Origin of the sequence: Luteimonas viscosa (genome assembly GCF_008244685.1) — a bacterium.
GTDB classification, from domain to species: Bacteria; Pseudomonadota; Gammaproteobacteria; order Xanthomonadales; family Xanthomonadaceae; genus Luteimonas; species Luteimonas viscosa.
On record NZ_VTFT01000001.1, the window covers coordinates 765933 to 791349 of the forward strand.

16 protein-coding genes are annotated in these 25417 nt (G+C 70.6%); 4 read left to right on the forward strand and 12 right to left on the reverse strand.

All coding sequences use genetic code 11. The features are described 5' to 3' along the window. Positions 1 to 242: 242 nt before the first annotated feature. Together FZO89_RS03510 and FZO89_RS03515 are read right to left on the reverse strand one after the other, a co-directional pair. Positions 243 to 1841, reverse strand: coding sequence for an aldehyde dehydrogenase (NADP(+)) (locus FZO89_RS03510; RefSeq protein ID WP_149101959.1), 1599 nt, complete (start codon positions 1839 to 1841; stop codon positions 243 to 245). After that, positions 1838 to 2656, reverse strand: coding sequence for a fumarylacetoacetate hydrolase family protein (locus tag FZO89_RS03515; protein ID WP_149101960.1), 819 nt, complete (start codon positions 2654 to 2656; stop codon positions 1838 to 1840). Before FZO89_RS03515 ends, FZO89_RS03510 begins: the two co-directional genes overlap by 4 nt. A 302-nt stretch (positions 2657 to 2958) precedes the next feature. Here FZO89_RS03515 and FZO89_RS03520 point away from each other — a divergent pair, with 302 nt between their 5' ends. Then, positions 2959 to 4059, forward strand: a complete 1101-nt coding sequence (locus FZO89_RS03520) for an SMP-30/gluconolactonase/LRE family protein (protein ID WP_316247527.1) — start codon at positions 2959 to 2961, stop codon at positions 4057 to 4059. 62 nt (positions 4060 to 4121) lie between these two features. On the opposite strand, the gene FZO89_RS03525 is transcribed toward FZO89_RS03520, so the two are convergent. From FZO89_RS03525 to FZO89_RS18715, 7 genes are read right to left on the reverse strand one after another with little or no spacing between them, the layout of a single operon-like run. Beyond that, positions 4122 to 5204: an alpha/beta hydrolase family protein gene (locus tag FZO89_RS03525; RefSeq protein ID WP_149101961.1), complete on the reverse strand. Its 1083-nt coding sequence runs from the start codon at positions 5202 to 5204 to the stop codon at positions 4122 to 4124. Between the two features lie 13 nt (positions 5205 to 5217). Continuing rightward, a complete protein-coding gene (locus tag FZO89_RS03530) occupies positions 5218 to 6732 on the reverse strand; it encodes a mannitol dehydrogenase family protein (protein WP_262378686.1) in 1515 nt (504 codons plus the stop codon). A gap of 5 nt (positions 6733 to 6737) precedes the next feature. Continuing rightward, the gene (locus FZO89_RS03535; protein ID WP_149101962.1) at positions 6738 to 9494 is read right to left on the reverse strand and encodes a beta-glucosidase; all 2757 of its coding nucleotides are present in this window, start codon (positions 9492 to 9494) and stop codon (positions 6738 to 6740) included. Between the two features lie 22 nt (positions 9495 to 9516). Next, positions 9517 to 11280, reverse strand: a complete 1764-nt coding sequence (locus FZO89_RS03540; RefSeq protein WP_149101963.1) for a glycoside hydrolase family 43 protein — start codon at positions 11278 to 11280, stop codon at positions 9517 to 9519. Positions 11281 to 11300: 20 nt separating this feature from the next. Beyond that, complete coding sequence (manD, locus tag FZO89_RS03545) at positions 11301 to 12557, reverse strand: D-mannonate dehydratase ManD (RefSeq protein ID WP_149101964.1); 1257 nt, start codon at positions 12555 to 12557, stop codon at positions 11301 to 11303. Between the two features lie 19 nt (positions 12558 to 12576). Then, positions 12577 to 14562 carry a sialate O-acetylesterase gene (locus FZO89_RS03550; RefSeq protein ID WP_425480452.1) on the reverse strand — a complete coding sequence of 662 codons (1986 nt, stop codon included), beginning with the start codon at positions 14560 to 14562 and terminating at the stop codon, positions 12577 to 12579. Between the two features lie 2 nt (positions 14563 to 14564). Further along, complete coding sequence (locus tag FZO89_RS18715) at positions 14565 to 16787, reverse strand: alpha-glucuronidase family glycosyl hydrolase (RefSeq protein ID WP_262378513.1); 2223 nt, start codon at positions 16785 to 16787, stop codon at positions 14565 to 14567. A 149-nt stretch (positions 16788 to 16936) separates the two neighbouring features. On the opposite strand from FZO89_RS18715, the gene FZO89_RS03560 reads away from it, so the two are divergent. Then, positions 16937 to 17956, forward strand: coding sequence for a LacI family DNA-binding transcriptional regulator (locus FZO89_RS03560; protein WP_425480453.1), 1020 nt, complete (start codon positions 16937 to 16939; stop codon positions 17954 to 17956). A 93-nt stretch (positions 17957 to 18049) separates the two neighbouring features. Here FZO89_RS03560 and xylA read toward each other — a convergent pair whose 3' ends face one another. The 3 genes from xylA to cho form a co-directional block, all read right to left on the reverse strand. Next, positions 18050 to 19381 carry a xylose isomerase gene (gene xylA / locus FZO89_RS03565; RefSeq protein ID WP_149101968.1) on the reverse strand — a complete coding sequence of 444 codons (1332 nt, stop codon included), beginning with the start codon at positions 19379 to 19381 and terminating at the stop codon, positions 18050 to 18052. Positions 19382 to 19416: 35 nt separating this feature from the next. After that, the gene (gene xylB / locus FZO89_RS03570; protein ID WP_149101969.1) at positions 19417 to 20910 is read right to left on the reverse strand and encodes a xylulokinase; all 1494 of its coding nucleotides are present in this window, start codon (positions 20908 to 20910) and stop codon (positions 19417 to 19419) included. 313 nt (positions 20911 to 21223) lie between these two features. Beyond that, entirely contained in the window at positions 21224 to 22075 is an 852-nt protein-coding gene (gene cho / locus FZO89_RS03575; RefSeq protein WP_149101970.1) for an excinuclease Cho, read from the reverse strand. Positions 22076 to 22193: 118 nt separating this feature from the next. Here cho and parC point away from each other — a divergent pair, with 118 nt between their 5' ends. Together parC and FZO89_RS03585 are read left to right on the forward strand one after the other, a co-directional pair. Further along, on the forward strand, positions 22194 to 24437 hold the full coding sequence (parC, locus tag FZO89_RS03580; RefSeq protein ID WP_149101971.1) for a DNA topoisomerase IV subunit A: 2244 nt from the start codon (positions 22194 to 22196) through the stop codon (positions 24435 to 24437). A gap of 269 nt (positions 24438 to 24706) precedes the next feature. Next, on the forward strand, positions 24707 to 25366 hold the full coding sequence (locus tag FZO89_RS03585; RefSeq protein WP_149101972.1) for a thiopurine S-methyltransferase: 660 nt from the start codon (positions 24707 to 24709) through the stop codon (positions 25364 to 25366). The last annotated feature ends 51 nt before the right edge of the window (positions 25367 to 25417 follow it).

The window sequence follows — 25417 nt, forward strand, 5'->3', positions numbered from 1 at the left end:
CCCTCTCCCGCTTCGCGGGGGAGGGTTGGGGTGGGGGCGACGCAGCTACTGAACGTCGAGCAGCCCTCGGGCATCCATCCCGGACGATCGTTGCTGCACGCCAGTCACGCGAAGCGCGGACTCCGGCGATGGAGCGTACGCGCACGCAACGCACAGCATCCCCACCCCGGCCCTCCCCCGCAAGCGGGAGAGGGGGAGAAGCAGGTCGCGGTACGCGACGCATCTCTCCGGCGCCGGGCGCGCTATACGTCACGCGTCGTCCATTCGCCATCGATCAGCCGCATCAGCGTGCCGGTCGGGTTGCGGTCCTGCAGCGCGGCCGGCAAGCGATGCGGGCGCACGTTGTCGTAGCTGTGCAGCGCGGAGAAGCGGATCAGCGAGGCGGGAATGCCCACCGCGGTGAAGCCCGGGTGGCCGGTGGCCGGGAACGGGCCGCCGTGGTTCATCGCCGCGCTCACCGCCACGCCGGTCGGCATCTTGTCGTTGAGCAGGCGGCCCACGCGCGTGCGCAGGATCGGCGCCAGCGCATCGTAGGCTGCGTCGTCGCCGCCACCGATATCGCTGCAGATGGTGCCGGTGAGGTTGCCTTCCATCGCCTGCGCGATCGCCAGCACCTGCGCCGCCGACTCCGCCACCACCACCAGGTTGACGTGGCCGAAGGCTTCCGACTGCAGCGCGCCCGGATCGGCGAGGAAACGTTCGCCCGAGACCCGCAGCACAGTCGGCTGGAACGCGAAGCCCTGCGCGTCCGCGGCGATCGCACCGCCGGCGAGCAGCTCGGCGCCGGCCGACTGCAGCGCCGCCACGGTGGAGGCGATGTCGCGCGGTGCATGCGGCGAGAGCAGCACGCCCGGCTTGGCCTCGGCCGTGAGACGTTGCAGCTGTTCGACGAAACGCTCGGCCTCCTCGCCGGCCTGCAGCACGGTGACGCCCGGCTTGGTGCAGAACTGGCCCGCGCCCATCGCACAGGAGCCGTGCAGTTCGGTGGCGAGCGCCTCGCCGCGCTCGCGCAGCGCACCGGGCAGCACGAACACCGGATTGACGCTCGACATCTCCAGGTAGATCGGCTTGCCCACGGCGTCGGCCGCGGCCTTGAGCTTCATCCCACCCGGGCGTCCGCCGGTGAACGCCACCGCGCCCACGCGCGGATCGGACACCAGGCGCAGGCCCAGCTCGCCATCGGTGCGGAAGAACATCTGCACCGCACCCGTCGGCAGGCCCGCGGCCTGCGCGGCCTCGAGCGCGGCTTCGGCCAGCAGCACCGAGGTGCGCGGATGCGCGGGATGGGCCTTGGCGATCACCGGGTTGCCGGCGGCGATCGCGGCGGCGAAATCGCCACCGGCGATGCCGTTGAAGGCATACGGAAAATTATTCGGCCCGAACACGACCACCGGCCCGCCGAGCGGCGCGTGGATCGAACGGATGCCGGCGGCGGTGTCGATGGTGGCGCGGCGCCAGCCGCCGTCGCGCGCGGCGCGCGCGGCCTGTCGCAGCTGGCCGGTGGTGCGTGGCAGTTCGACATTGCGCAGGCGTGGCTCGGCCGGCAGCCCGGTCTCGCGGTGCGCGGCCTCCACCAGCGCGTCGACGCGTGCCTCGATCGCCTCCGCGTAGCCTTCGAGGAAGCCGGCGAGCGTTTCGCCGGGCAGTTGCGACATCGCCGCGGCCGCGGCGTGCCCGGCCTCGAGCAGCGCATCGAGATCGGCCCAGCCGGACACGGGATACGCATGTTCGTCGATCGTCGCGCGCGTGGAGGGGTTGAAGGCGTGGAAGCGGTCGGACGGCGCGTCGGCCTGGCGCCAGGCGCCGTCGAGCAGGATCGGTTGCAGCGTGGGGGAGGTCATTGGACGGGGTTCTCCAGGATCAGTCCGTCGATGTCGATGCGCACGACATCGCCGGAACGCAGGGTGAAATCCTCGCCGGGCACGATGCCGGTGCCGGTGAAGAGGAAGGCGCCACGGGGTTGGCGCAGTTCGCGCAGGAGCCAGCCGGCGAGTTCTTCCAGGCTGCGCTTGATCTGCGAGGTACGGGTGGTGCCGGCGAAGGCCGGCGCGCCGTCGCGCCGGATTTCCAGCGATACGGCGAGGTCGCGCATCTGCGCCGCATCGCACAGGCGGATGCCCGGGCCGATCGCGCAGCCGCCATCGTAGACCTTGGCCTGCGGCAGGTACAGCGGGTTCTCGCCCTCGATGCTGCGCGAGGACACGTCGTTGCCGGTGCTGTAGCCGACGATCTCGCCCGCGGACGTGAGCACCAGCACGAGTTCCGGCTCGGGCACGTCCCACGCGCTGTCGGCGCGCACGCGGATCGGTGCGCCGTGGCCGGCGACGCGCCAGCCGGTGGCCTTGAAGAACAGCTCGGGGCGCTCGGCGTCGTAGACCTTCTGGTAGACGTCGCGGCTCTGCGATTCGGCCTCGCGCGCCATGCGGCTGCTGAGGTAGGTCACGCCGCTGGCCCACACTTCCTGTGCGTCCTCCACCGGCGCCAGCAGCGGCGCGTCGGCATCGCCCTCGCGCGGCAGGCGCGCGAGCGCGTCGCGGGCGTCGGTCGCGGGCAGGCCGAGCCACTGCGAGAGGCTGAAATCGGCGGGCAGGTAGCGGCCGTCGAGCGCCCAGCGCGGGCCGTCGGCGGTTGCGTGGCGGGTCAGGAGCGTGCGCATGTCGGGAGTTCCGGAAAGAAGTTTGGACGATGCGCCAGGCCGGCGCAGAGATGCGACGCGCCCGGCGTCGCATGGAATGGCTGAGGCGATACGCACAGGCGCGACTGTGCTCGTCCTGCAGTGCGGCGGTTGCGCCTGCAACCGCATCGGCCAACCGCGTGCAGCGGACTTGCGGCTATGATCGCGCAGCGGGTCGCGGCGCAGCATGCGGCGGTTCGCGCCGCGCGACGACGCGCGGCCCGGCGTGCGGCCTGCGACTCGCGCAGCGCCGGCACGCCCCCACTTCCATACAGGACCCGCCGATGCGACTGCTTCCCACCCTGCTCAGCACCGCGCTCGTGGCCGCCCTCGCCGCCTGCACGCCCGCGGCCGACGACACTGCCGCCGACGCCGCGCCCGCGGCCGATGCGACGACCGACACCGCCGACACGGAGACCGCGCCGATGACCACGTTCGAGACCGTCGGCCAGCTGACCTCGTTCGATCCCGCCTTCGCCGACGTCGTCGACCCGGCCGCGCGCGTCGAGAAGCTCACCGGCGACGAGTTCAGCTGGTCCGAAGGCCCGACGTGGGTAAAGGCCGGCTTCCTGCTGTTCAACGATCCGCCGGAGAACCGCATGTTCCGCTGGTCCGAGGCGGACGGCCTGAGCGTGTTCCTCGATCCGTCGGGCCATGCCGGCGCGCCGATCGAGGGCGTGCGCGAGGCCGGCGCCAACGGCCTGTACACCGAAGCCGCCGGCACGGTGCTGGTGGCGGACTCGGGCAACCGCCTGGTCGCGCGCATGGATCCCGCGGACAAGAGCCGCACCACGCTCGCCGAGCGCTACGACGGCAAGCGATTCAGCAGCCCGAACGACGTGGTCGCGCGCGGCGACGGCAGCGTGTTCTTCACCGATCCGCCGTACGGGTTCCGGGAGTTCGACGAGTCGTCGCTCAAGGAGCAGCCGGTCAACGGCATCTACCGTATCGACGCCGACGGCACCGTGCACCTGGTCGACGATTCGCTCAACCGGCCCAACGGCCTGGCCTTCTCGCCGGACGGCAACACCCTGTACGTGGCCAACTCCGACGACAAGCGGCCGATCTGGATGGCCTACACGCTCGATGCGGCCGGCGACGTCACCGGCAGCCGCGTGTTCGCCGACGCCACCGACCTCATGGACGAAGGCGTGCACGGACTGCCCGATGGCCTCGCGGTGTCGACCGGCGGCCTGGTCTTCGCCACCGGCCCCGGCGGCGTGCTGGTGATGAATGCCGAAGGCAAGCGCCTGGGCCGGATCGAAACCGGCAGCGCGATCGCCAACTGCGCCTTCGGTGACGACGGGAAGACGCTGTACATGACCTCGCACAAGTTCCTGGCGCGCGTGCCGCTGAAGGTGGCCGGGCTCGGCTTTCAAAACTGAAGTGGGACCTCGGCCGTCGCGCGGGCCACCGCCGACGGCCGCCCCGGCCTGCCGGACCCCGGTCATGGCGTGCCTCGCGGCGCCAGCGTCCGTTCGAAGAACTCGACCGCGGAGGCCGCGACCTCGGCTAGTTCGCCCGCACGCATGGCCTCGGGCGTGCGCGGGGTGAAGTGCCCGCGTTCGCCCGGCAGCTCGACGTACTCGGCGCCCGCGATGCCGGTCGCAAACACGCGCGCGTTGCCGGTCGGCGGTGTCACCGGATCGTCGCGCCCCACCAGGATGCGCACAGGGATTTCGATCCCGCGCAAGCCCGCAGCGGTGAACCCGAACCCCATCGCCGGCCCCAGCGCGAACACGCTGCGGACCCGCGGGTCGCGATGCGACCGTTCGGCGCGCGCCTGCGCTTCGCGGGCCGCATCGTTGCGCTCCGGCAGTTGCAGCAGACGTTCGATCGCCGGCGCCATCGCCGGCGGCATCGGTGGTGCGTTGCGCTGCAGGTGATCGACGTCCAGCCGCGCGCCGGCCATCCAGAGCACGGTGGTGCCACCGAGCGAGAAGCCCGCGGCACCGATGCGGTCGCGATCGATCGCGGGGCCGACCGTCGGATCTTCCAGCAGCCGGTCCAGCACGACGCGCAGATCGATCGCGCGCTCCCAGCCGAAATGGTCCGACGGCGTGGGCCGGCTGTGCAGTTCCTCGTCCGCGCTGCCGTTGTGGTCGACCGCGGCCACGATGGCACCGCTCGCCACCAGCGCCCGGGCCAGCCATTCCATGTGCGCTGCGCGGCTGCCGGACCCGTGCGAGACCAGGATCAGCGGATAGGTGCCGTTGCTTTCGGAGAGCGACGCCTCGCCGATAGCCGCGCGGACATCGCCCGTGCCGCCACTGGATGGTGCCTTGAATGCGCCCGCGGGGAACCAGAGCATCGTGCGCAGGGGGCGCCGGCCGGTCCCGGGCCAGTTGCTGCGGGCCGGATCCACGAATTCACGGGTGCCGGTGTCCACCGCTGCCACCGGCGCAGGGGCGGTACCCGCCCGATCGCTGGCGGCCGCATCGCTGCGCGCCTGTGCGTGGCCACCGGTCATGGCGCCCAGGAGTGCGGCAAGCAGGGCGTACACCGCGACGCGCCGGCGCGCGGAGGGCATGCGGGATGCACGCTCAGGCATCGCCTTCGCCTGCGACGGTCGCGAGCGCGGCGCGCACGGCGGCGGGCGTCGCGTCGCCGAGCGCCGCATAGGCGCCACGCAATGCGGCCGCGAAACGCGCATCGCCCGCGCACGGCGCGAACACCGCTTCGAGCGCAAGGAAGCCGGCCACGTCGTGCGCGGCATCGCCCGTGGCCGCGCGTCCGGCATGCGACAGCGCCGCGTCCATCGGATCCACCAGCGTCACGCCCGCCTGCGCCTGGCGCACGACGAAACGCAGCCAGCCGGCCACGGGCAGGCACAGCCGATCGACCGGCCGGTCGGCGGCAAGCGCGTCGGCGATCGTGCCGAGCAGGCGCACCGGGACCTTTTGCGAGCCGTCCCAGGCGATCTGCGAGAGCCGGTGCACGATCGCGGGATTGCGGAAGCGTTCGAGGATCGCGTCGATGTACGCATTCGCGTCAAGACCCTCGGGCAACGCGAGGGTCGGCGCGATGTCCGCGCGCATCAGCCTTTCGACGAAGCCGGCCAGCGCTGCGTCGCGCATCGCCTCGGCCACGGTCTCCAGACCCGTCAGGCTGCCGAGGTAGGCCAGTGCGGAGTGCGGCGCGTTGAGCAGCCGCAGCTTGGCGCGATCGAAGCCGGCGATCTCGTCGCTCATGACCACGCCGACGCGCTCGAACGCGGGGCGCCCGGCGCGGAAGTCGTCTTCCACCACCCACTGCATGTACGGTTCGCGCTGCACCGGCCAGACGTCCTCCACGCCGAGTGCATCGGCCACGCGCGCGCGCAGCGCATCGTCGCTGGCCGGGGTGATGCTGTCGACCATCGAACGCGGGAACGAGGCCTCGGCGTCGATCCAGTCGGCCAGCGCGGGATCGAGCCGGCGCGCGAAGTCGACGACCGCGCGGCGCAGGCGCAGGCCGTTGTCGGCCAGGTTGTCGCAGCTGAGCATCGTGTAGGGCGCGAGGCCCGCCGCGCGGCGCGCGCGCAGGCCCGCGACCAGCCAGCCGATCGCGCTGACCGGTGCATCGGGCGCGGAGAGATCGTGCGCGATGTCCGGATGCGCGGCGTCGACGCCGTCGGCCGAGAGGCAATAGCCCTTCTCGGTGATCGTGAGCGTGACCAGGCGCACCGCCGGATCCGCCAGCCGCGCCATCACCGCGTCACGCTGCTGCGGCGCGCACAGCACCTCGCGAATCGCGCCGACCACGCGCAGCCGTGGCGGTTCGTCCATCAGCGCCAGCGTGTACAGTCCGTGCTGCGGCTGCAGCGCGTCGCGCACGCCGGCGCTGTGCAGCGAGACGGCGCAGATCGCCCAGTCGGGTTCGCTGGCCAGCAAGTCGTCGAGGTATACCGCCTGGTGGGCGCGATGGAACGCGCCGGGGCCGAAGTGGACCACCCCGATGCGGGTCGCGTCGCGATCGTAAGCCGGGCGCTGCACCTGCACCGGCAGCCTCCTGAGCGTCGCGTCGGACAGGCGCGGCAGCCCTGTGGCCGCGCGCGCCTCGTGCCGCGTGTCCGCCAGCCGGCTCAACGCGCCTCCACCTCGAACTGGCTGCCGATGCGCAGGTCGCCACTCGATGCACCGAGTTCCGCGGCATAGCGCCCGGGATCGACCGCGTACGCGCCAGCCTCTTCGTCGTAGTGGCGCAGGTCGCGCGCCGGCGTGAAGGTGAAGCTGACCTCGCGCGACTCGCCCGGCGCCAGGTGCACGCGCTGGAAGCCGCGCAACTCGCGCACCGCGCGCTCGCGCGCCGGCGCCAGCGGCCGCAGGTACAACTGCACCACCTCGTCGCTCGCGCGCTGCCCGCTGTTGCGCAAGGTGACGGTCGCGGTGATCGCGTCGTCCACGCCGGCGCGGTCGCGATCGAGCTGCAGGTCGGTGTAGTCGAACGTGGTGTACGACAGCCCGTGGCCGAACGGATAAAGCGGCTCGCCCTCGAAGTAGCGGTAGGTGCGATTCGCCATGTCGTAGTCGTCGAACGCCGGCATCTTCTCGTCGACCTTGTAGAACGTGACCGGCAGGCGCCCGGCGGGGCTGACGTCGCCGAACAGCACGTCGGCCACCGCATTGCCGCCGCGCTGGCCCGGATACCAGGCCACCAGGATCGCCGGCACGTTCTCCTTCGCCCAGTCGATGCCCAGCGCCGAACCGGTGGTCAGCACCACGACCACGGGCTTGCCGGTGGCGTGCAGGGCCTCGAGCAGCTTCTGTTGCGTGGCGGGCAGGCGGATGTCGGTGCGGTCGCCGCCGGCGAAGCCGGGGAAGTTGACCGTCATCTCCTCGCCCTCCACGTCGCCGGTGAGGCCGCCGACGAACACCACCGCGTCGGCACTGCGCGCGGCTTCGATCGCTTCGTCGAAGGTCGGCTTCGCGCCGGGCAGGCCCCACGCCAGGCGCACGCTCGCGTCGCGTTCGGTCTCGTAGTACTCGAGCCGAATGTCGTAGGCGCGGCCGGCCTCGAGGTCGAGGTCGACGCTGTCGGCGCGCAGGCGTTCGGCATCTTCCCAGTGGTCGAGCAGCAGCTTGCCGTCCAGGTACAGGCGGAAACCGTCGTTCGCGCCCGCCTCGAGCCGATAGCGTCCGCTCACGGGCGGCAGCAGCTGTCCGCTCCAGCGGATGCTGAAGTTCTCGTTCGGCACCGCATTGTCCGGGCCGGCTTCGCCGCGAGCCATCAGGTTGTCGGTCGGCGAGCCGCGGTCCCAGCGGAAGCCGATCTGCGCATCCACGCGCACCAGCACCGGTTCGCCGGACAGGTCCTTGCTGGTGAAGTACTCGCCGCGCAGGCCGCGCTCGGTCGCGCCCGCCTCTGGCCGCAGGTACTGCGGTTCGATCAGCGGCGTGGCGGCCGGATCCTCGCGCCCTTCCACCAGGTCGGCGCCGCGCGCGTACACGACTTCCGTGTTGGGGAGGGCTTCGCGGATGCCGCGCAGGATGGTCACCGGGTCGGCCGGTGTGCCGTAGTAGTTGCCGAGCAGGGCCATGGTGTCGTCGGCCGTCGGGCCGACCACCGCCAGGCGTCTGATGTCCTTCGACAGCGGCAGCACGCCGTCGTTCTTCAGCAGCACGATCGATTCCTGCGCCACCTCGCGCGCGAGCGCGTCGTGCGCCGGCGCCTGGTTCACCGAGATCGACGTCTGCGCCCACGGCACCTGCGCCGGGGGGTCGAACATGCCCAGCGCCATGCGCGTGGTCATCAGGCGGGTGAGCGCGTCATCGAGTTCGGCCTCGCTGATCAGCCCCTTGTTGACCGCGACCGGCAGGTGCTTGGCATACGTTTCGCCGCAGTTGAGCTCGGTGCCGTTCTTCACCGCCAGCGCCGCGGCTTCCTCGGGCGTGGCGACGATCTTGTGGTTCTTCCAGATGTCCACGATCGCCCAGCAGTCGGACATCACGTAGCCCTTGAAGCCCCACTGGTCGCGCAGGATGTCGCGCAGCAGCAGCTTGCTGCCGCTCGCCGATTCGCCGTAGACGCGGTTGTAGGCGCCCATCACCGCCTGCACCTGGCCCTCGGTCACCAGCGCCTCGAACGCCGGGAGGTAGGTCTCCCACAGGTCGCGGCGCGAGGGATGCACGTCGAAGGTGTGGCGGTCGGCCTCGGGGCCGCTGTGCACGGCGAAGTGCTTGGCGGTGGCGTCGAGCTTGCGGTACTTGCCGCCCTGCGATTCGGGCAGCGGGCTGCCGTCGGGCGCCACGCCCTGCAGGCCGCGCACGAACGACACGCCCATGCGCGCGGTGAGGAACGGATCCTCGCCGTAGGTTTCCTGGCCGCGGCCCCAGCGCGGGTCGCGGAAGATGTTGATGTTCGGCGACCAGAAGGTGAGTCCCTGGTAGCGGCCGTGCTGGCCCTGGCGCAGGAACTCGTGGTGCTTGGCGCGGGCCTCGTCGCTGATGGTCTTCGAGATCCGGTCCATCAGCGGGACGTCGAACGTCGCGGCCATGCCGATGGCCTGCGGGAACACGGTGGCCCCGCCCGCGCGCGCCACGCCGTGCAGGGCTTCGTTCCACCAGTCGTACGCAGGCAGGCCGAGGCGCTCGATCGCGGGCGAATCGTTCTGCATCTGCGCGGCTTTTTCGTCCAGCGTCATCTGCGAGACCAGCGCGGCGGCGCGGGCTTCGAACGGCTGGCTGGTGTCGAGCCAGGGGCGATCGCCATCGTCGGCGAACGCACCCAGGACAGGCAGCGCCGCGAGCAGTGAGAGCGCGCAATCGCGTACCAGCGCGCGCGATCGTGTGGGTCGGCGCGTGGATCCGGTGTTCCCGGCGTGTCGAGCGAATGCCTGCATGTCCCCGTCCTCCCGTTGCGTGTCAGAGCGCGCTTTCGTCGCGCGCGTACGGTCCGATGGTGGCGCCGACGAATCCGCCGGCCACGTCGGTACTCAGGAGCGTGCCGTCGGCATCCTGCGTCAGCCACTGCACGCCGTCGCCGGCGTCGAACCCGAAGCCGTAACGGCCTTCATTGCCCTCGACGTGCAGCACCAGCGGCGTGGCTTCGGCCGCGGCGGCCGATGCGCGGGCGACCACCTCGGCTTCGCCCTCGCCTGCCTTCTTCTCGAGAAACACCTCGATCGCGTCACCCTCGCCGCGCCGCACGCCGAGGAAGTACCAGTGGGTGTCGCCCTGGAACGCGGCCAGGCCCGCGGCGACGCCCTCGGTCGGAACCTCCATCGCCGTGCTCGCCTCGAACACCTGGTGCTGCTGCCGGCGCGCGTAGAACGACGGATTGACCTTGGTGTCCAGGCGCTCGCGCAGCGGCTGGATCGCCAGCCAGCCCGGGCGGGACTTGCCGTCGTACCACGTGGTCTTCGGCACACGCGGCGTCATCCAGCCCTTGCCCAGTTCCACTGTGTCGAACTCGTCGCGCCAGGTGAAGTTGCCGGTCATCGGCGCCTGGTCGGCGGGTGATTTCATGAAGGACGGGCCCGGAAGCACGTACGGAATCTCTTCGCCGCGCGGCAGGATCACCGGCCAGCCGTCCTTCCAGGTGACCGGCAGCAGGAACGCCTCGCGGCCGGTGTTGTAGTGGTCCACGCCGTAGTTGCGGCTGGCCAGGAAGGTCGCCCACCAGCTGCCGTCGGGGCCCTGCACGAGATCCGCGTGGCCGGCGTTGGTGACCGGCAGCGGACGGTTGGGGTCGAGGTCACGCTGGGTCAGGATCGGATTCTCCGCGTAGGGTTCGTACGGACCCCAGACGTCGCGGCTGCGCAGGATCACTTGCGAGTGCTGCGGTCCGGTGCCGCCCTCGGCGTTGTTGAGGTAGTACCAGCCATCGACCTTGTAGATGTGCGGGCCTTCGATCCAGATCGGGTTGTCCTCGGGCTTCACGCCGCCGTCGATCAGCACCCTGCGCGGGCCGAACGGCTTTTTCGTCGCGATGTCGATCTCCTGCAGCCAGATCGCGCGATGACCGTCGTAGCGGACCGGCACCTCGGGTTCGTCGTTGTTGAGGATGTAGACCTTGCCGTCGTCGTCGAAGAACAGCGAGGGATCGATGCCGCCGATACCCGGCAGCCACACCGGATCGGACCACGGCCCGGCCGGATCGGTCGCGGTGACGATGAAGTTGCCGCCGGCATCCACCGAGGTGTTGACCACGTAGAACGTGCCGTCGTGGAACTCGATGGCCGGGGCAAACACGCCGCGCGACACGCCCAGGCCGTCGAAGTCCAGTTGCTCCGGCCGGTGGATCGCGTTGCCCACCTGCTTCCAGTGCACCAGATCCTCGCTCTCCATCACCGGGATCCCGGGGAAGAAGGTGAAGGTGGAAGACACCAGGTAGAACTTGCCGTTGGCGGCGGTCACGCTGGGATCGGAGTAGAAGCCCGACAGCACCGGGTTGCGGAAGCTGCCCTCCGGCACCGGCGCCTCGAACGCGGCGTCGCGCCCGGTGTACGCGAACCAGTCGAAATACGCCGTCGTGGCGGACGACGCGGCGTCGGCTGCCGGGACCGCCGCCTCGGCTTCGGCCGGTTCGCGCTGGCAGCCCGCCAGCAGCAGCGCGGCGACGCCGGCGGCGGCGATCAGGCGCGTGGAGGCCGTCTGGCGGCGGTGGCGCGTGGTGCGGTCGATCATCTGCATTCCCCTCGGTTGTCTCACCAGTCCCACATCGCGCCGTCTTCCAGGCGCGCGATGGGCAGCTGCTTCGGCGCGTACGGATACTTCGCCGCCAGCGCCTCGTCGATGTCCACGCCGATGCCCGGGGTGTCGCCCACGTGCAGGCGGCCATCGCGCAGCGCGTAGTCGTGCGGGAACACCGCATCGGTCTCGTCGGTGTGGAACATGTATTCCTGGATGCCGAAGTTCGGCACCCAAGTGTCGAAATGCAGCGCCGCGCCCATGGTCACCGGGGACAGGTCGGTGGCGCCGTGGAAGCCGGTGCGCACCTGGTGCAGCGCGGCGAAATCCGCAAGCCGGCGCAGGTGGGTGATGCCGCCGCCGTGCACGATCGTGGTCCGGATGTAGTCGATCAGCTGGTTCTCGATCAGGTGCTTGCAGTCCCAGATCGAGTTGAACACCTCGCCCACCGCGAGCGCGGTGACCGAGTGCTGGCGGATCAGCTCGAAGGACTTCTGGTTCTCGGCCGGGGTCGCGTCCTCCAGCCAGAACAGGCGGTAGGGTTCGAGCGATTTCGCCAGGCGCGCGGCCTCGATCGGGCTGAGGCGATGGTGCACGTCGTGCAGCAGTTCGACGTCATTGCCGTGGTCGGCGCGCAGCTGCTCGAACAGTTTCGGTACCGTCTCCAGGTAGCGCGGCGTGTTCCAGGTGGTTTCCAGCGGCAGCTCGCTCTCGGCCGGCTCGTAGCCCTTGGCGTTGGAAATGCCGTAGGCCTTCTTGATGCCCGGCACGCCGCACTGCGCGCGCACGGCCAGGAATCCCTGCTCGATGAATTTTCCGACCGCGTCGGAGGCCTCGGCGATGTCGCGGCCATTGGCGTGGCCGTACACCAGCGCGCCCTCGCGCGAGCGCCCGCCCAGCAGCTGGTACACCGGCAGACCGGCCATCTTGCCGAGGATGTCCCACAGCGCGACGTCGACGGCCGCGATCGCGCTCATCGTCACCGGCCCGCGCCGCCAGTAGGCACCGCGGTACAGGAACTGCCAGGTGTCCTCGATGCGGCCGGCATCGCGCCCGATCAGGTTCGGCACCACGTGGTCCTGCAGGTAGGACGCCACCGCCAGCTCGCGCCCGTTGAGGGTCGCATCGCCCAGGCCGTAGACGCCCGAGCGGGTGGTGATCTTGAGGGTGACGAAGTTGCGGCCCGGGCAGGTGACGATGACCTTGGCGTCGACGATCTCGCGATCATTGCGGGAGCCATGGGTGGTGGTTTCGGTGGAAGCGATGCTGCTCATCGGGCGTGGTCGTCTTCGATCATGGGGTCACGGGACGTTCGAACGGCCCGGCCGGCAGGCCGGCCCCGTCGAACAGGGTGCAGACCGGGCTGTCGGCCCAGCAGTAGCGCACGCGCGTGGCATCGCCTGCGCCGGGCGCGCGCAGGATGACGCGATCGCCCGACAGTTCCGCCTGCGCATAGCGGCAGCTGCCGGCATCGGCGCCGCACAGCTCGAAGCCGATCGGGCCATCGGCGCCGTAGGCCACCAGGCCGTCGCCGACGTCGCCGAACCTCACCATCACGGCGTCGCCGTTGCGCGAGGTCGAAGCCGGCACCGGTCCGGAAGGCGGAAGCGATTCGCCGTACACCACGTGCCTGGCAACGCGGGCCAGCCTGCGCCCGAGTTCCTGCTTGTTGGTGGGATGGATGTCGTAGCGGTCGCCGATATCGATGGTGACGGCCAGGCCCGTGTTCCGGTCCTCCGCCGCCACCGCACGCTGCGACTCGCGCAGGCCGGCCCAGTCGCTTTCGACGGGGGCCGTGGGCGCAGCGCCGTAGTTCGCCAGCTGCACCACCAGCAGCGGCAGGTCGTCGCCGAAGCGGCTGCGCCAGTCGCTGCGCAGCGCGCGCAGCAGGTCGGCATACCGGTCGTGCTCGAACGTGTTCGACTCGCCCTGGTACCACAGCGCGCCGCGCAGGCCGTAGCGACCGATCGGCGCGATCATGCCGTTGTACAGCGTCGACAGCCCGGCCGCGCTCTGCCACGGCGCGCGCGGCGGCGTGCCCAGTTCCGGCGGCACCACCCGATAGCGCCAGCCGCCGTCGAGCGGCACCTGGCTGCCATCGGCCAGGCGCAGCGCATGCGCCGTGGCGGGGCCGGCCAGGCCACCGTCGCGATAGGTGTCGAGCACGTTGACCACGATAGTGTTCTCACCCGCTTGCAACAGCCCGGCAGGCAGCGCGTACTCGCGGCCCGCGCCGGCGCCGTAGGTGCTGCCCACGCCGCGGCCGTTGACCCAGGTCATGTCGATCTCGTCGGCCGGGCCCAGCACCAAGGTCGCGCCCTGCGCGGCTTGCGCGGCATCGAGTTCGACCGTGGTGCGGTACCAGACCATGCCGTTGAAGTCGGCCAGCTCCGGCACGCCCCAGCGCTCCCAGGCGCCCAGTTGCTCCGGCGCGTCGCGCCATGGCCCGGCGACATCGCCTGTGGCCCAGGGCCGGTCGTCGGCGTCGATGCCTTCGCGCGCCGCCCACCAGTCCTGCCAGAGTGTGCCCCAGTCGCCGACCGCGACAACGGCGTCGTCCGCATAGCGACCCAGCACGTCGAGCTCGGCGTCGTAGTCGCCGAGCGTGCGCAGCGCCTCGCCGCTGGTCCAGGCCTGGATCCGCGAGCCGCCCCACGAAGCGTCGATCAGGCCCATCGGCACGTCGACCTGCTTCTGCAGTTCGCGCGCGAAGAAGTAGCAGGAGGCCGAGAATTCGCGCACGGTCTCCGGGTTCACCGGCTGCCATTCCACCGCTTCGGAGAAGGCCACCTTCGGCACCACGTCGGACACCTGCGGCACGGTGAACATGCGGATGCGGTCGTTGCCGGCGCCGGCGATCTCCGCGCGTGCGTCCAGCGCGCGCCAGACCTGCAGTTCCATGTTCGACTGGCCCGAGCACAGCCACACGTCACCGACGAGCAAGTCGGACACGCGCTGCGTGCGGTCGCCGGCAGACACCACCAGCGCATGCGGCCCCCCGGCCGAGAGCGCCGGCAGTTCCGCTTCCCAGCGTCCGTCATCGCCGGCGCGGGCGCGCGCACGCTTGCCGGCGAACTCCACCCGCACCGTCTCGCCCGCGGACGCCTGTCCGTAGACACGCAGGGGCCGGTCGCGCTGGAGCACGGCGTGATCGTCGAACACCGGGTGCAGCAGGGGTGGCGCCGCGTCCGCGGACACTGCTGGCGCAGCCAGTACCGTCAGCGCGACCGCGAGGCCGGCGAGCAGTGCGCGCGCGCCGCGGGCGGAAGCGGAAGCCAGGATCACTGCGTGTCCCCCGGCGCATGGGGGAACTCGAGCGACTTGTAGTACTCGAGGGATTCCGGCGGCGGCGCCTCGCCCTCGGGCAGCGGCAGGCCGGAGAACGTCTGGAAGTAGGCGATGCTGGCATCGCGCCACCACTGCGCCTCCTGCTGCTGGATCGCGAGGAACCGCTCGACCTGATGGTGGCGTTCGGGATCGACGTGCCGATCCAGCCCCGCCCAGGTATCGCGCATGCGCGCCACCGCGCCGACACCGCGCGAGTAGCGGTGCACCAGTTCGTCCCACAGGGTGCGGCCCGAGGCGACGCGGCTGGTCCAGGGGCGGTGGTGGAACCACAGCAGGAAGTCTTCCGGCACGCGCGCGGGATCGTTGAACACCTCGGCCACCGGCGGCGCGTACTGCGACACCGCATCGCTGCCGGAAGTGGTGCGGTCGAAGCCGATGCCTTCCTTCGTCGCGCGGTGGAAGTACACCGAGGTCCAGTCCGCGCGCGGACCGCCCTCGACCCAGGGCGCCGGGCCGTAGTGGTGGCCGCGGCCCATCAGGTGGTGCAGGCCGAGCGGCGTCATGTAGTCCACCGCCGCCTGGTGCGAAGCCATCATCATCTCCACCACCGGTTCGACGAATGCCGGATCGTTGGTGAAGGTCATGCGCACCCACTCGTCGGCGATCGCACGTGCCTCGAGGGACGGATCCCAGGCCATGCGGCCGAACACGTACCAGTTGGCCTGGTCGAAATGCGAGCCGCTCCAGTTGCGGTCGCTGCCGATGTTGGCGACGCCGGCGATGCCGCTGAGCGTGTGTCCGTCGAGCGAGCCGTCGACCACCTTCGCCACGGTCGAGCCGGGGCCTTTCGCATGCGTGTCGGCGCGCAGCACCTCCTCGTACATCGGCCCCAGGTACACCAGGTGGGTGGCGAAGCCGAGGTACTCCTTGGTGATCTGGAACTCCATCATCAGCGGCGTCTTCGGCATCGCGCCGAACAGTGGATGGAACGGCTCGCGTGGCTGGAAGTCGATCGCGCCGTTCTTGACCTGCACCAGCACGTTGTCGCGGAACTCGCCGTCGTGCGGCACGAACTCGGTATAGGCCTGCTTGTGGCGGTCGTCGGGTTCCTCGTCCGAATACACGAACGCACGCCACATCACGATGCCGCCGTGTGGCGCCAGCACCTCGGCCAGCATGTTGGCGCCGTCGGCGTGCGAGCGGCCGAAATCCTGCGGGCCGGGCTGGCCTTCGGAGTTGGCCTTGACCAGGAAACCGCCAAAGTCCGGCACCTTCGCGTAGATCTCGTCGGCCTTGGCCTGCCACCAGCGGCGCACGGCCGGATCGAGCGGATCGGCGGTCTCCAGGCCGCCGATCTCCATCGGCGCGCTGAAACGGGCGCTGATGTAGACACGGATGCCATACGGCCGCATCACGCCTGCCAGCGCCGCCACCTTCTCGAGGTAGGGCGCGGTCAGGATCTGCGCGTTGGCGTTGACGTTGTTGAGCACGGTGCCGTTGACGCCGATCGAGGCGTTGGCACGGGCGTAGTCGGTGTAGCGCGGGTCGAGCCAGTCGGGCAGCCGGTGCCAGTCCCAGATCGACTGGCCGGAGTAGCCGCGCTCGACATGGCGGTTGAGGTCGTCCCAGTGGTTGAGCACCCGCAGCCGCACCTTCGGCGATTCGCGCAGGTCGAGCGCGTCGATCGGCTGCCGGCTCTGCAGCAGGCGCAGCAGGTGGAAGGCGCCGTAGAGCGCACCGGTGTCACTGTTGGCGGCCACCACGGTGGCGGCGTTGCCGCCGATGTCGACGGTACGGATCAGGTAGCCCTCATCGCCCAGCGCATCGAGCTCGAGCCCGAGCCGGCCGATGGCCGGCGATGAGCTCGGCGTGCCGACCAGCAACGCACCCGCGCCATCGACCGAGTCCGCCTGCGCCGGGGCCTTGCCCAGCAGGCCGCCGATGCCGCGCACCAGTTCGTCGCGCGCGGCACGCTGGGTCGCGTTCGTGGCCGGCGCCACGAGGTGCCCCAGCCGCTCCCTGTAGCCGGCCGCCGCCTGTGTTTCCAACGGGGCGTAGCGGAGCCAGAGGTCGTACCCGTCCTCGGCGTGGACCGTCTGCAGGCACGCGAGCAACACCAGCCAGCAGGCGAACGTTGCCAGCCGCCAGCGCCCGACGCGCCCGGGCCTGGTGGCCGTGTCAGGATGATGTCGACGGTTGGCGGTTGTGTGTAACATCCGGAAGAGCCTCATGTCTGGTCGTGTGGCGGTGGACCCGGGTCCGCCGCAGCGCACCGCGCCGCATGCCGGCCGAACCACCGACCGCCGCGGCGCGGCAAGGGGAAGCAACGTTGCAGAAGCCGACAAAAGCCGCGCGCCGCAAGGGAATGGCGGTCACGCTCGACGAAGTGGCCGCCCTGGCCAAGGTGTCGCCGATGACGGTCTCGCGCGTGGTCAACGGCCACGGCAAGGTCCGCGACACCACGCGCGACCGGGTGATGCGCGCGGTGCGAGAACTGGGCTACACCCCGAACCTGGCGGCGAGCGCGTTGGCGACCGCGCAGGACACGCGGGTCGCACTGATCTACACCAACCCCAGCAGCGCCTACCTGCGCGAACTGCTGGTCGGCGCGCTGCGCGGCGCCACCCGCACCGCGGCGCAGCTGGTGATCGACACCTGGGACACGCTCGGCGCCAATGCGCAGCGCCAGGCGGCGCGCACGCTGGCCAAGCGCGTGGCCGGCGTGATCCTGCCGCCGCCGCTGTGCGAATCCAAGGGCGTGATCGCGGAGTTCATCGATGCCGATGTCCCGGTGGTGGCGATCGCTTCGGGGCGCTTCAACCACGACATCTCCTGCGTGCGCATCGACGATTTCCGCGCCAGCAAGGAGATCACCACGCACCTGGTCGCCGCCGGCCACCAGCGCATCGGCTACATCAAGGGCCATCCCAACCAGACCGCGAGCGTGCGCCGCTTCGAGGGATTCCAGGCGGCGCTGGCCGAAGCCGGCCTCCCGCTCGACGAGACCCTGGTCGAATCGGGTTACTTCACGTATCGCTCCGGACTCGAGGCCGCGGAAAAGCTGCTCGCCCACCCGGCGCCGCCGACGGCGATCTTCGCCAGCAACGACGACATGGCCGCCGCCGTGGTCTCGGTGGCGCATCGCCGGCACCTGGAGGTGCCGCAGGACCTGTCGGTGGTCGGATTCGACGACACCTCCGCCGCCACCACCGTCTGGCCGGAGCTGACCACCATCCGCCAGCCGATCGCGGCGATGGCCGATTCGGCGGTCGACATCCTGTTGCGCAGCATCCGCCGCAAGGACCGCAGCACGCGCATGCTGGTCGACCACGTCATTCCCCACCAGCTGGTCAAGCGCGATTCGGTGGCCCGCCCGGCCCGTTGACCCCCCGGCGCGCGGGGCGCCCGGGAGATCGCGACGCGGGTCGGCACGAAGGCGCTGGATGACTCCCATGGCGACCGGCGTGCGCAACGCCGCTCAGCGCAGCAGGTACTGGTTGAGCAGGTTCTCGTAACGTTCCTGCTTGCCGCTGGCCTGCTGCGGTTCGCCGTTCTTCGCGGCCAGGGCCGCCAGCTCGGCGAGGCCAAGCTTGCCGTCGGCGAACGACTTGCCGTCGCCCGCGTCGAAGCTTGCGTAGCGCTGCTTGCGCCACTGCTCCCACGGCGAGTCCTCGAGCAGCGCGTGCGCCACTTCCAGGCCGCGGGCGAACGCATCCATGCCGCCGATGTGGGCGAGGAACAGGTCCTCCATGTCGGTCGACTCGCGGCGCGGCTTGGCGTCGAAGTTCAGGCCGCCGACCAAGCCGCCCTGGCGCAGCACCACCATCATCGCACCAACGGTGTCGTACAGGTCGGTCGGGAACTGGTCGGTGTCCCAGCCGTTCTGCGCGTTGCCGCGGTTGGCGTCGATGCTGCCGAGCAGGCCGTGGTCGGCCGCGACCTGCAGGTCGTGCTCGAACGTGTGGCCCGACAGCGTGGCGTGGTTGGCCTCGATGTTGAGCATGAAGTCCTTGTCCAGGCCGTGCTCCCTGAGGAAGCCGGCGACCGTGGCCGAGTCGAAGTCGTACTGGTGCTTCATCGGCTCCATCGGCTTGGGCTCGATGAAGAACTTGCCCTGGAAGCCGATGCTGCGCGCGTAGTCGCGCGAGGCGGTGAGGAAGCGGGCGAAGTGCGCCAGCTCGCGCTTCATGTCGGTGTTGTGCAGCGAGGCGTAGCCTTCGCGGCCGCCCCAGAACACGTAGTGCTCGCCGCCCAGTTCCACCACCGCGTCGAGCACCGCCTTGACCTGCACCGCGGCGCGCGCGACCACGTTGAAATCCGGGTTGGTCGACGCGCCGTTCATGTAGCGCGGATGCGAGAACAGGTTCGCCGTGCCCCACAGCAGCTTGACGCCGGTGGCCTGCTGGCGCTCCTTGGCCAGCGCCACCATGTGCTTGAGGTTCTTCTGGTACTGGCCGATGTCCTCGGCGTCCGGAGACAGGTCGACGTCGTGGAAGCAGTAGTACGGCACGTCGAGCTTGGTGAAGAACTCGAACGCCGCATCGGCCTTGGCCTCGGCCGCGGCGAGCGCGTCGCCGCCGTCCCAGGGGAAGCGGCGCGTGCCCGGGCCGAACGGATCGGCGCCGGCATTGCAGAAGGTATGCCAGTAGCAGACCGCGAAGCGCAGGTGCTCGCGCATGGTCTTGCCGCCGACCTTCCTGCCGGCGTCGTAGACCTTGAACGCCAGGGGGTTGTCGGACGCGGGGCCCTCGTACGGGATCGTGCCGATGCCGGGGAAATATTCCTTCGCGCCGATGAATGCCTTGCTCATGCGTATGTCCGTGGAGTCGTGGTTGGAAGGCGCGTTCAATCCGCGTAGAGCGGCCGGATCGCGTCGAGGTGGGAAAGAAAGCGCTGGTACTGCGCATCGTAGGCGCCGGTGGCCTCGGCATGCGGATGCGCGGCCAGCCGCGGATCCAGCTGCACGTGGGCGGCGGCCAGCGCATTGAGGTCGGCATCGCCATCGGCCGCACGCTGCACGGCCCACAACGCCTGCAGCGCGGCACCGAACGCGGCGCCCTCCGCCTGTTCCGGCACGTCGACCGACAGGCCGAACATGTCGGCCGCCATCTGCCGCCATACCGCGCTCTGGCTGCCGCCGCCGGTCAGGCGGATCGCCTCGAACCGCAGGCCACCGTCGACCAGCGCGTCGTAGCCGTTCTTCAGGCTGTACATCGCCCCCTCCATCGCAGCGCGATAGAGGTTGGCCGGGCTCAGGTTGGTGCTGGTCATGCCGAACAGGTTTCCGCGGCCGTGCGGCAGGTCGGGCGTGCGCTCGCCGTTGAGGAAGGGCAGCATCAGCAGGCCCTCGGCGCCCGGGCGGGTGCCGGCCAGCAACGTGTCGCCTTCCTTCGTCGAGAATCCGCACAGGCGGCCCACCGCCTCGGTGGCGACGGTGCAGTTCATGGTGCAGATCAGCGGCAGCCAGCCGCCGGTGGAATCGCAGAATGCGGCCCAGCGGCCGGCGTCGTCGACCACCGGGCGGTCGGCGTACGTGAACAGCGTGCCCGACGTGCCCAGGCTCATGCTCAGCACGCCCGGCACCACGTTGCCGGTGCCGATGGCGGCCATCATGTTGTCGCCTCCGCCCGCGGACACCTGCACCGAATGCGGCAGGCCGAGCTCGTCGGCGAGCGCGGGCCTGATCGCCACCAGCGTGCCCGCGTCGACCAGCGGCGGCAGGCAGGCGCCGAGGTCGCGGTCGGGATCGGTCGCGGCCAGCATCTCGGGCGACCAGCGGCGGTTGCGCACGTCCAGCCAGCCGGTGCCGGAGGCGTCGCCATGCTCCATCCACAGCTCGCCGGTCAGCCAGTAGTTGATGTAGTCGTGCGGCAGCAGGATGGTGGCCAGCCGCGCATACGCCTGCGAGCGGTGCTTGCGGGTCCACGGCAGCTTGGAGGCGGTGTAGCCGGCCAGGATCGGGTTGCCGGCCAGCTCGATGCAACGCTGCGCGCCGCCGGCCGCGTCCATGATCTCGTCGCATTCGTCGCTGGTGCTGGTGTCGTTCCACAGCTTGGCCGGGGCCAGCACGCTGCCGCTGCGGTCCAGTGGCACGAACCCGTGCTGCTGGCCGGACACGCCGATCGCCACCACCCGCGCGCGCAACGCCGGATCGATCCTGTCGAAACAGGCGCGCACCGCATCGACCCACCAGTCCGCCCGCTGCTCGCGGCTGCCGTCGTCGCCCGTTGCGAGATCGAGCGGCTGCCCCGCCGACGCCACGATCTGGCGCGAGTCGGGATCGTAGGCCACCAGCTTGACGCTCTGGGTGCCCACATCCAGTCCAACGAACAGGCCCATCCGGAATCCCCAAAAAAAGTTAGCGCTACCACAAAACCTGCTGTCTTCTCCGCGAGCGCGAGGCGACGGGACCAGCCCGGCGCGCCGGATTCGGCGTGGTGGCGTAGCGCGAACTCTACACAGGTGTCCAAAAAAAGCCTTGCTGCGGTGCGCAACGCGGCCCTGCCGCGGCGCCCGGGCGGGTTAGCGTTAACATTTTGTTTCTGTTTGACACGCGTCACCCGCGCCGCATCGGCCCTGCTTGGATTCCGCGCCCGCCTGGCCGGGCCAAGTTCGCACCGCGCAAGATGGGCAGGGACAGGCCGGGTGCGTCTCAAAACATGATGATACGGCTTCGCCCGGAGGTCAGCGGCTCCGCCAGGATCCGATAGCCGTCGGGATCGAACCCCGCCACCGGCGCCACCAGCCGCCGCGCCGCCGCCCGGCGGGCGGCACTGCCGAGGTAGTGCCAGTCGCGGACCACGTGGATCTGGCTCATGTCGGTCCCCTCCTCGACCAGACCGACCGCCCCGGCATAGGGCCAGGGCGCCACCCGCAACGCCTGGAGCGCCGCGGCCAGCCGCAACGCGTGCCCGGCCAGCGGCTCGCGTCCGCAACAGGCACCCGCGCAACGGTCGAGGGCCGCCCTGAAGCAGGGACGCCCCGGCGCCAGCCGTTCGAGCCCGACCAGCCCGTAGCAAAGCCGGTTGTCGTCGGCGATCGCGCGCAGAGCCTGCAGGGCGACCGCACGGCTGGAGAAAAGCCCGTGGAGCCCTGCGGCCGAGGCGAACGGCACCTCGTGCGAATGCACCACCTCCGGCCGCCCGCGCAGCAGGCGGATCGAACACAACTGGCGCCTGCGCCGCAGCAGCCTGTTGTGCAGCGGCTGGCGCAGCTTGATCTGCTGCGCCTCCAGCAGCTGCGCACCGAGGTCTCCGGCGGTGCGGACGGCGTCGATCCGCCGGGTCTGCCGCAGCAGCCGCGCCTCCTCCGGCGTGCGCAGGTGGTCCAGCACGCGCTGGCGGATGTTGACGCTCTTGCCGATGTACAGCGGCACGCTTTCGTCGTCGCCGTGGAAGACATAGACGCCGGGCGCGCGCGGCAGTGCCGCGATCTGCGGCCGCAGGTGGCCGGGATAGGCGTAGTGGGGCGCCTCGGCACGGCGCGCGGGCAGCGGGACGTACATGGGCACGCACCTTGGAAGGACCGTCAGATGCTGGCCGCCGCCCGTCTCAGGCCGCGAGACCGCGAGCCGGAGACTGCCGCGACGTAGAATTCCCTTCCCCGTTCCCGCAGCACACCCGATGACCGAAACCGTCCGCCCCGTCTTCCACGGCTTCGAGCAGATCCCCTTGCGCGAGTACGCCGAGCGCGCCTACCTCGACTACTCGATGTACGTGGTGCTCGACCGCGCGCTGCCCTTCATCGGCGACGGGCTCAAGCCGGTGCAGCGCCGGATCGTCTACGCGATGAGCGAACTGGGGCTCAACGCGGCCGCCAAGCCGAAGAAGTCCGCGCGCACCGTCGGCGACGTGATCGGCAAGTTCCACCCGCACGGCGACAGCGCCTGCTACGAAGCGATGGTGCTGATGGCGCAGCCGTTCTCGTATCGTTATCCGCTGATCGACGGCCAGGGCAACTTCGGCTCGACCGACGACCCCAAGTCGTTCGCGGCGATGCGCTACACCGAATCCCGGCTCACGCCGATCGCGGAAGTGCTGCTCGGCGAGCTCGGCCAGGGCACGGTCGACTGGACCGCCAATTTCGACGGCACCCTGGACGAGCCCAGCTGGCTGCCGGCGAGGCTGCCGCACCTGCTGCTCAACGGCACCACCGGGATCGCGGTCGGCATGGCCACCGACGTGCCGCCGCACAACCTGGGCGAGGTGGTGAGCGCCTGCGTGCGCCTGCTCGATGATCCCGATGCGAGCGTGAGCGACCTGTGCGAACACGTGCGCGGTCCCGACTACCCCACCAGCGCCGAAATCATCACTCCCGCGGCCGACCTGCGGGCGATCTACGAGACCGGCGCCGGCAGCGTGCGCGCACGCGCCACGTTCGTGAAGGAGGGCGCGAACATCATCGTCACCGCCCTGCCCTACCAGGTCTCGCCGTCGAAGGTGATCGAGCAGATCGCCGCGCAGATGCGGGCGAAGAAGCTGCCGTGGCTGGAGGACATCCGCGACGAATCCGACCACGCCAACCCGGTGCGCATCGCGCTGATTCCGCGCTCGAGCCGCGTCGACGTCGAACAGCTGATGGGCCACCTGTTCGTGACCACCGACCTGGAGCGCAGCTACCGGGTCAACCTCAACGTGATCGGGCTCGACGGGCGCCCGCAGGTGAAGAACCTGAAGATGCTGCTGGGCGAATGGCTGGCGTTCCGCGCCGACACCGTCACCCGGCGGCTCAAGCACCGGCTCGAACGCGTCGAGCGGCGCCTGCACCTGCTCGAAGGCCTGCTGGTCGCCTTCCTCAACCTCGACGAGGTGATCCGCATCATCCGCACCGAGGACGAACCGAGGGCGGCGCTCATCGCGCGGTTCGCGCTGTCCGAAGACCAGGCCGACTACATCCTCGACACCCGGCTCAAGCAGCTCGCGCGCCTGGAGGAGATGAAGATCCGTGGCGAGCAGGACGAGCTGGACGCCGAGCGCGACCGGCTGATCGCCACGCTCGGCAGCAAGGCCAAGCTGAAGAAGCTGATCCGGGACGAACTGCTCGCGGACGCCAGGAAGTTCGGCGATCCGCGCCGCTCGCCGCTGGTCCCGCGCGAGGCCGCGCAGGCGCTGGGCGAGACCGAACTGGTCGCCAGCGAGCCGGTCACCGTCGTGCTCAGCGGCAAGGGCTGGGTGCGCGCGGCGAAGGGCCACGACATCGACGCGGCCTCGCTGTCCTACCGCGACGGCGACGGCCTGCTCGCCACGGTCAAGGGACGCACCACCCAGCAGGTCGCGTTCCTCGACAGCAATGGCCGCAGCTACTCCACGCTCGCGCATTCGCTGCCCTCGGCGCGCGGCAACGGCGAACCGCTGACGGGCCGCTTCTCGCCCGCGCCCGGGGCCTCGTTCGCGGCCATGGCCAGCGGCGGCAACGACGACCGCTTCGTACTCGCGTCCTCGCACGGCTACGGCTTCCTCACCCGCTTCGAAAACCTCACCGGACGCAACAAGGCCGGCAAGGCGGTGCTGTCGCTGTCGGAGGGCGCGAAGGTGCTGCAGCCCGCCGCCGTGGGCGCTGTCGACACCGACCGCATCGTGGCCGTGACCAGCGCCGGCCATCTGCTGGCGTTCCCGGTGTCGGAGCTGCCGGAGCTCGACCGTGGCAAGGGCAACAAGATCATCGAGATCCCCAAGGCCAGGCGCGGCACCGAGCGCGTGGTGGCGGTGGCGGTGGTGCCACCGGGCGGCACCCTGGTGGTGAAGTCCGGCGCGCGCGCGATGAGCCTGTCGTTCAAGGACCTGGGCGAGTACGTCGGGGCGCGTGCGAGTCGCGGTGGGTTGTTGCCGCGGGGGTGGCAGAAGGTGGATGCACTGCATGTCGAATGACGAGCGCACCCGCCGACCGACAGGGCGCGCGGCGGCGCGGCCGACGGCATTGCGGCCGGATGTCGTGGCGGCGCGGCAGAAGGTGGACGCGCTGCATGTCGAATGACGAGAGCGCCCGCCGACCGACAGGGCGCGCGGCGGCGCGGCCGACGGCATTGCAGCCGGATGTCGTGGCGGCGCGGATGAAGCAGGCGCGCCCGGCCATCCCGGCCTGATTGTCTTGCGGCGTCGGTCGACGCCCTCCACGCCACCCCGATCACGGAGACCACATGCAACCCGAGTTCTGGCACGAACGCTGGCGAGGCAACCGCATCGGCTTCCATCGCGATGCGCCGCTGCCCCTCCTGGTCTCGCATTGGCCGTCGCTGGGCCTGCCGCCGGGCAGCCGCGTGTGCGTGCCGCTGTGCGGAAAGTCGCTGGACATGGTGTGGCTTGCCGCGCAGGGGCACCGGGTGCTCGGCATCGAGCTTTCGCGTACCGCGATCGAGCAGTTCTTCGCCGAGCGCGGCCTGCTGCCGACGATCACCACCAGCCCCGCCGGCACGCACTACGCCGCGGACGCGTGGGAACTGGTGCAGGGCGACGCGTTCGAGATCCCGGCCGCGCTGCTGTCCGACTGCGCGGCCGTCCACGACCGCGCGGCGCTGATCGCCCTGCCTGCGGACATGCGCGCGACCTATGCCACCACGCTGTGGACACGCCTGCCGGGCGATTGCCGCGCGCTGCTGGTCACGCTCGAGTACCCGGAAACGGAAAAGGCCGGTCCACCGTTCCCGGTCGGCGAGGCGGAAGTGCGCACGCGCTTCGGGGAAGACTGGACGGTGCGGCTGCTGGAGCGGCGCGACATCCTCGCCAACGAGCCTTCGTTCCAGGGCGAAGGGGTCAGCGACCTGCACACTGCCGTCTATCGCCTCGACCGCAAGGCCTAGTCCTTTCCAGTCCGCCGCCGCCGCGATCCCGGGCGATCGGCCAGCGCGGGC

Excerpts from the sequence above, each read along its gene's own strand:
- FZO89_RS03510 (WP_149101959.1), bottom strand. The coding sequence starts at position 1,841 with ATGACCTCCCCCACGCTGCAACCGATCCTGCTCGACGGCGCCTGGCGC.
- FZO89_RS03515 (WP_149101960.1), bottom strand. The coding sequence starts at position 2,656 with ATGCGCACGCTCCTGACCCGCCACGCAACCGCCGACGGCCCGCGCTGG.
- FZO89_RS03520 (WP_316247527.1), top strand. The coding sequence starts at position 2,959 with ATGCGACTGCTTCCCACCCTGCTCAGCACCGCGCTCGTGGCCGCCCTC.
- FZO89_RS03525 (WP_149101961.1), bottom strand. The coding sequence starts at position 5,204 with ATGCCCTCCGCGCGCCGGCGCGTCGCGGTGTACGCCCTGCTTGCCGCA.
- FZO89_RS03535 (WP_149101962.1), bottom strand. The coding sequence starts at position 9,494 with ATGCAGGCATTCGCTCGACACGCCGGGAACACCGGATCCACGCGCCGA.
- FZO89_RS03540 (WP_149101963.1), bottom strand. The coding sequence starts at position 11,280 with ATGATCGACCGCACCACGCGCCACCGCCGCCAGACGGCCTCCACGCGC.
- manD (WP_149101964.1), bottom strand. The coding sequence starts at position 12,557 with ATGAGCAGCATCGCTTCCACCGAAACCACCACCCATGGCTCCCGCAAT.
- FZO89_RS18715 (WP_262378513.1), bottom strand. The coding sequence starts at position 16,787 with ATGTTACACACAACCGCCAACCGTCGACATCATCCTGACACGGCCACC.
- FZO89_RS03560 (WP_425480453.1), top strand. The coding sequence starts at position 16,937 with ATGGCGGTCACGCTCGACGAAGTGGCCGCCCTGGCCAAGGTGTCGCCG.
- xylA (WP_149101968.1), bottom strand. The coding sequence starts at position 19,381 with ATGAGCAAGGCATTCATCGGCGCGAAGGAATATTTCCCCGGCATCGGC.
- xylB (WP_149101969.1), bottom strand. The coding sequence starts at position 20,910 with ATGGGCCTGTTCGTTGGACTGGATGTGGGCACCCAGAGCGTCAAGCTG.
- cho (WP_149101970.1), bottom strand. The coding sequence starts at position 22,075 with ATGTACGTCCCGCTGCCCGCGCGCCGTGCCGAGGCGCCCCACTACGCC.
- parC (WP_149101971.1), top strand. The coding sequence starts at position 22,194 with ATGACCGAAACCGTCCGCCCCGTCTTCCACGGCTTCGAGCAGATCCCC.
- FZO89_RS03585 (WP_149101972.1), top strand. The coding sequence starts at position 24,707 with ATGCAACCCGAGTTCTGGCACGAACGCTGGCGAGGCAACCGCATCGGC.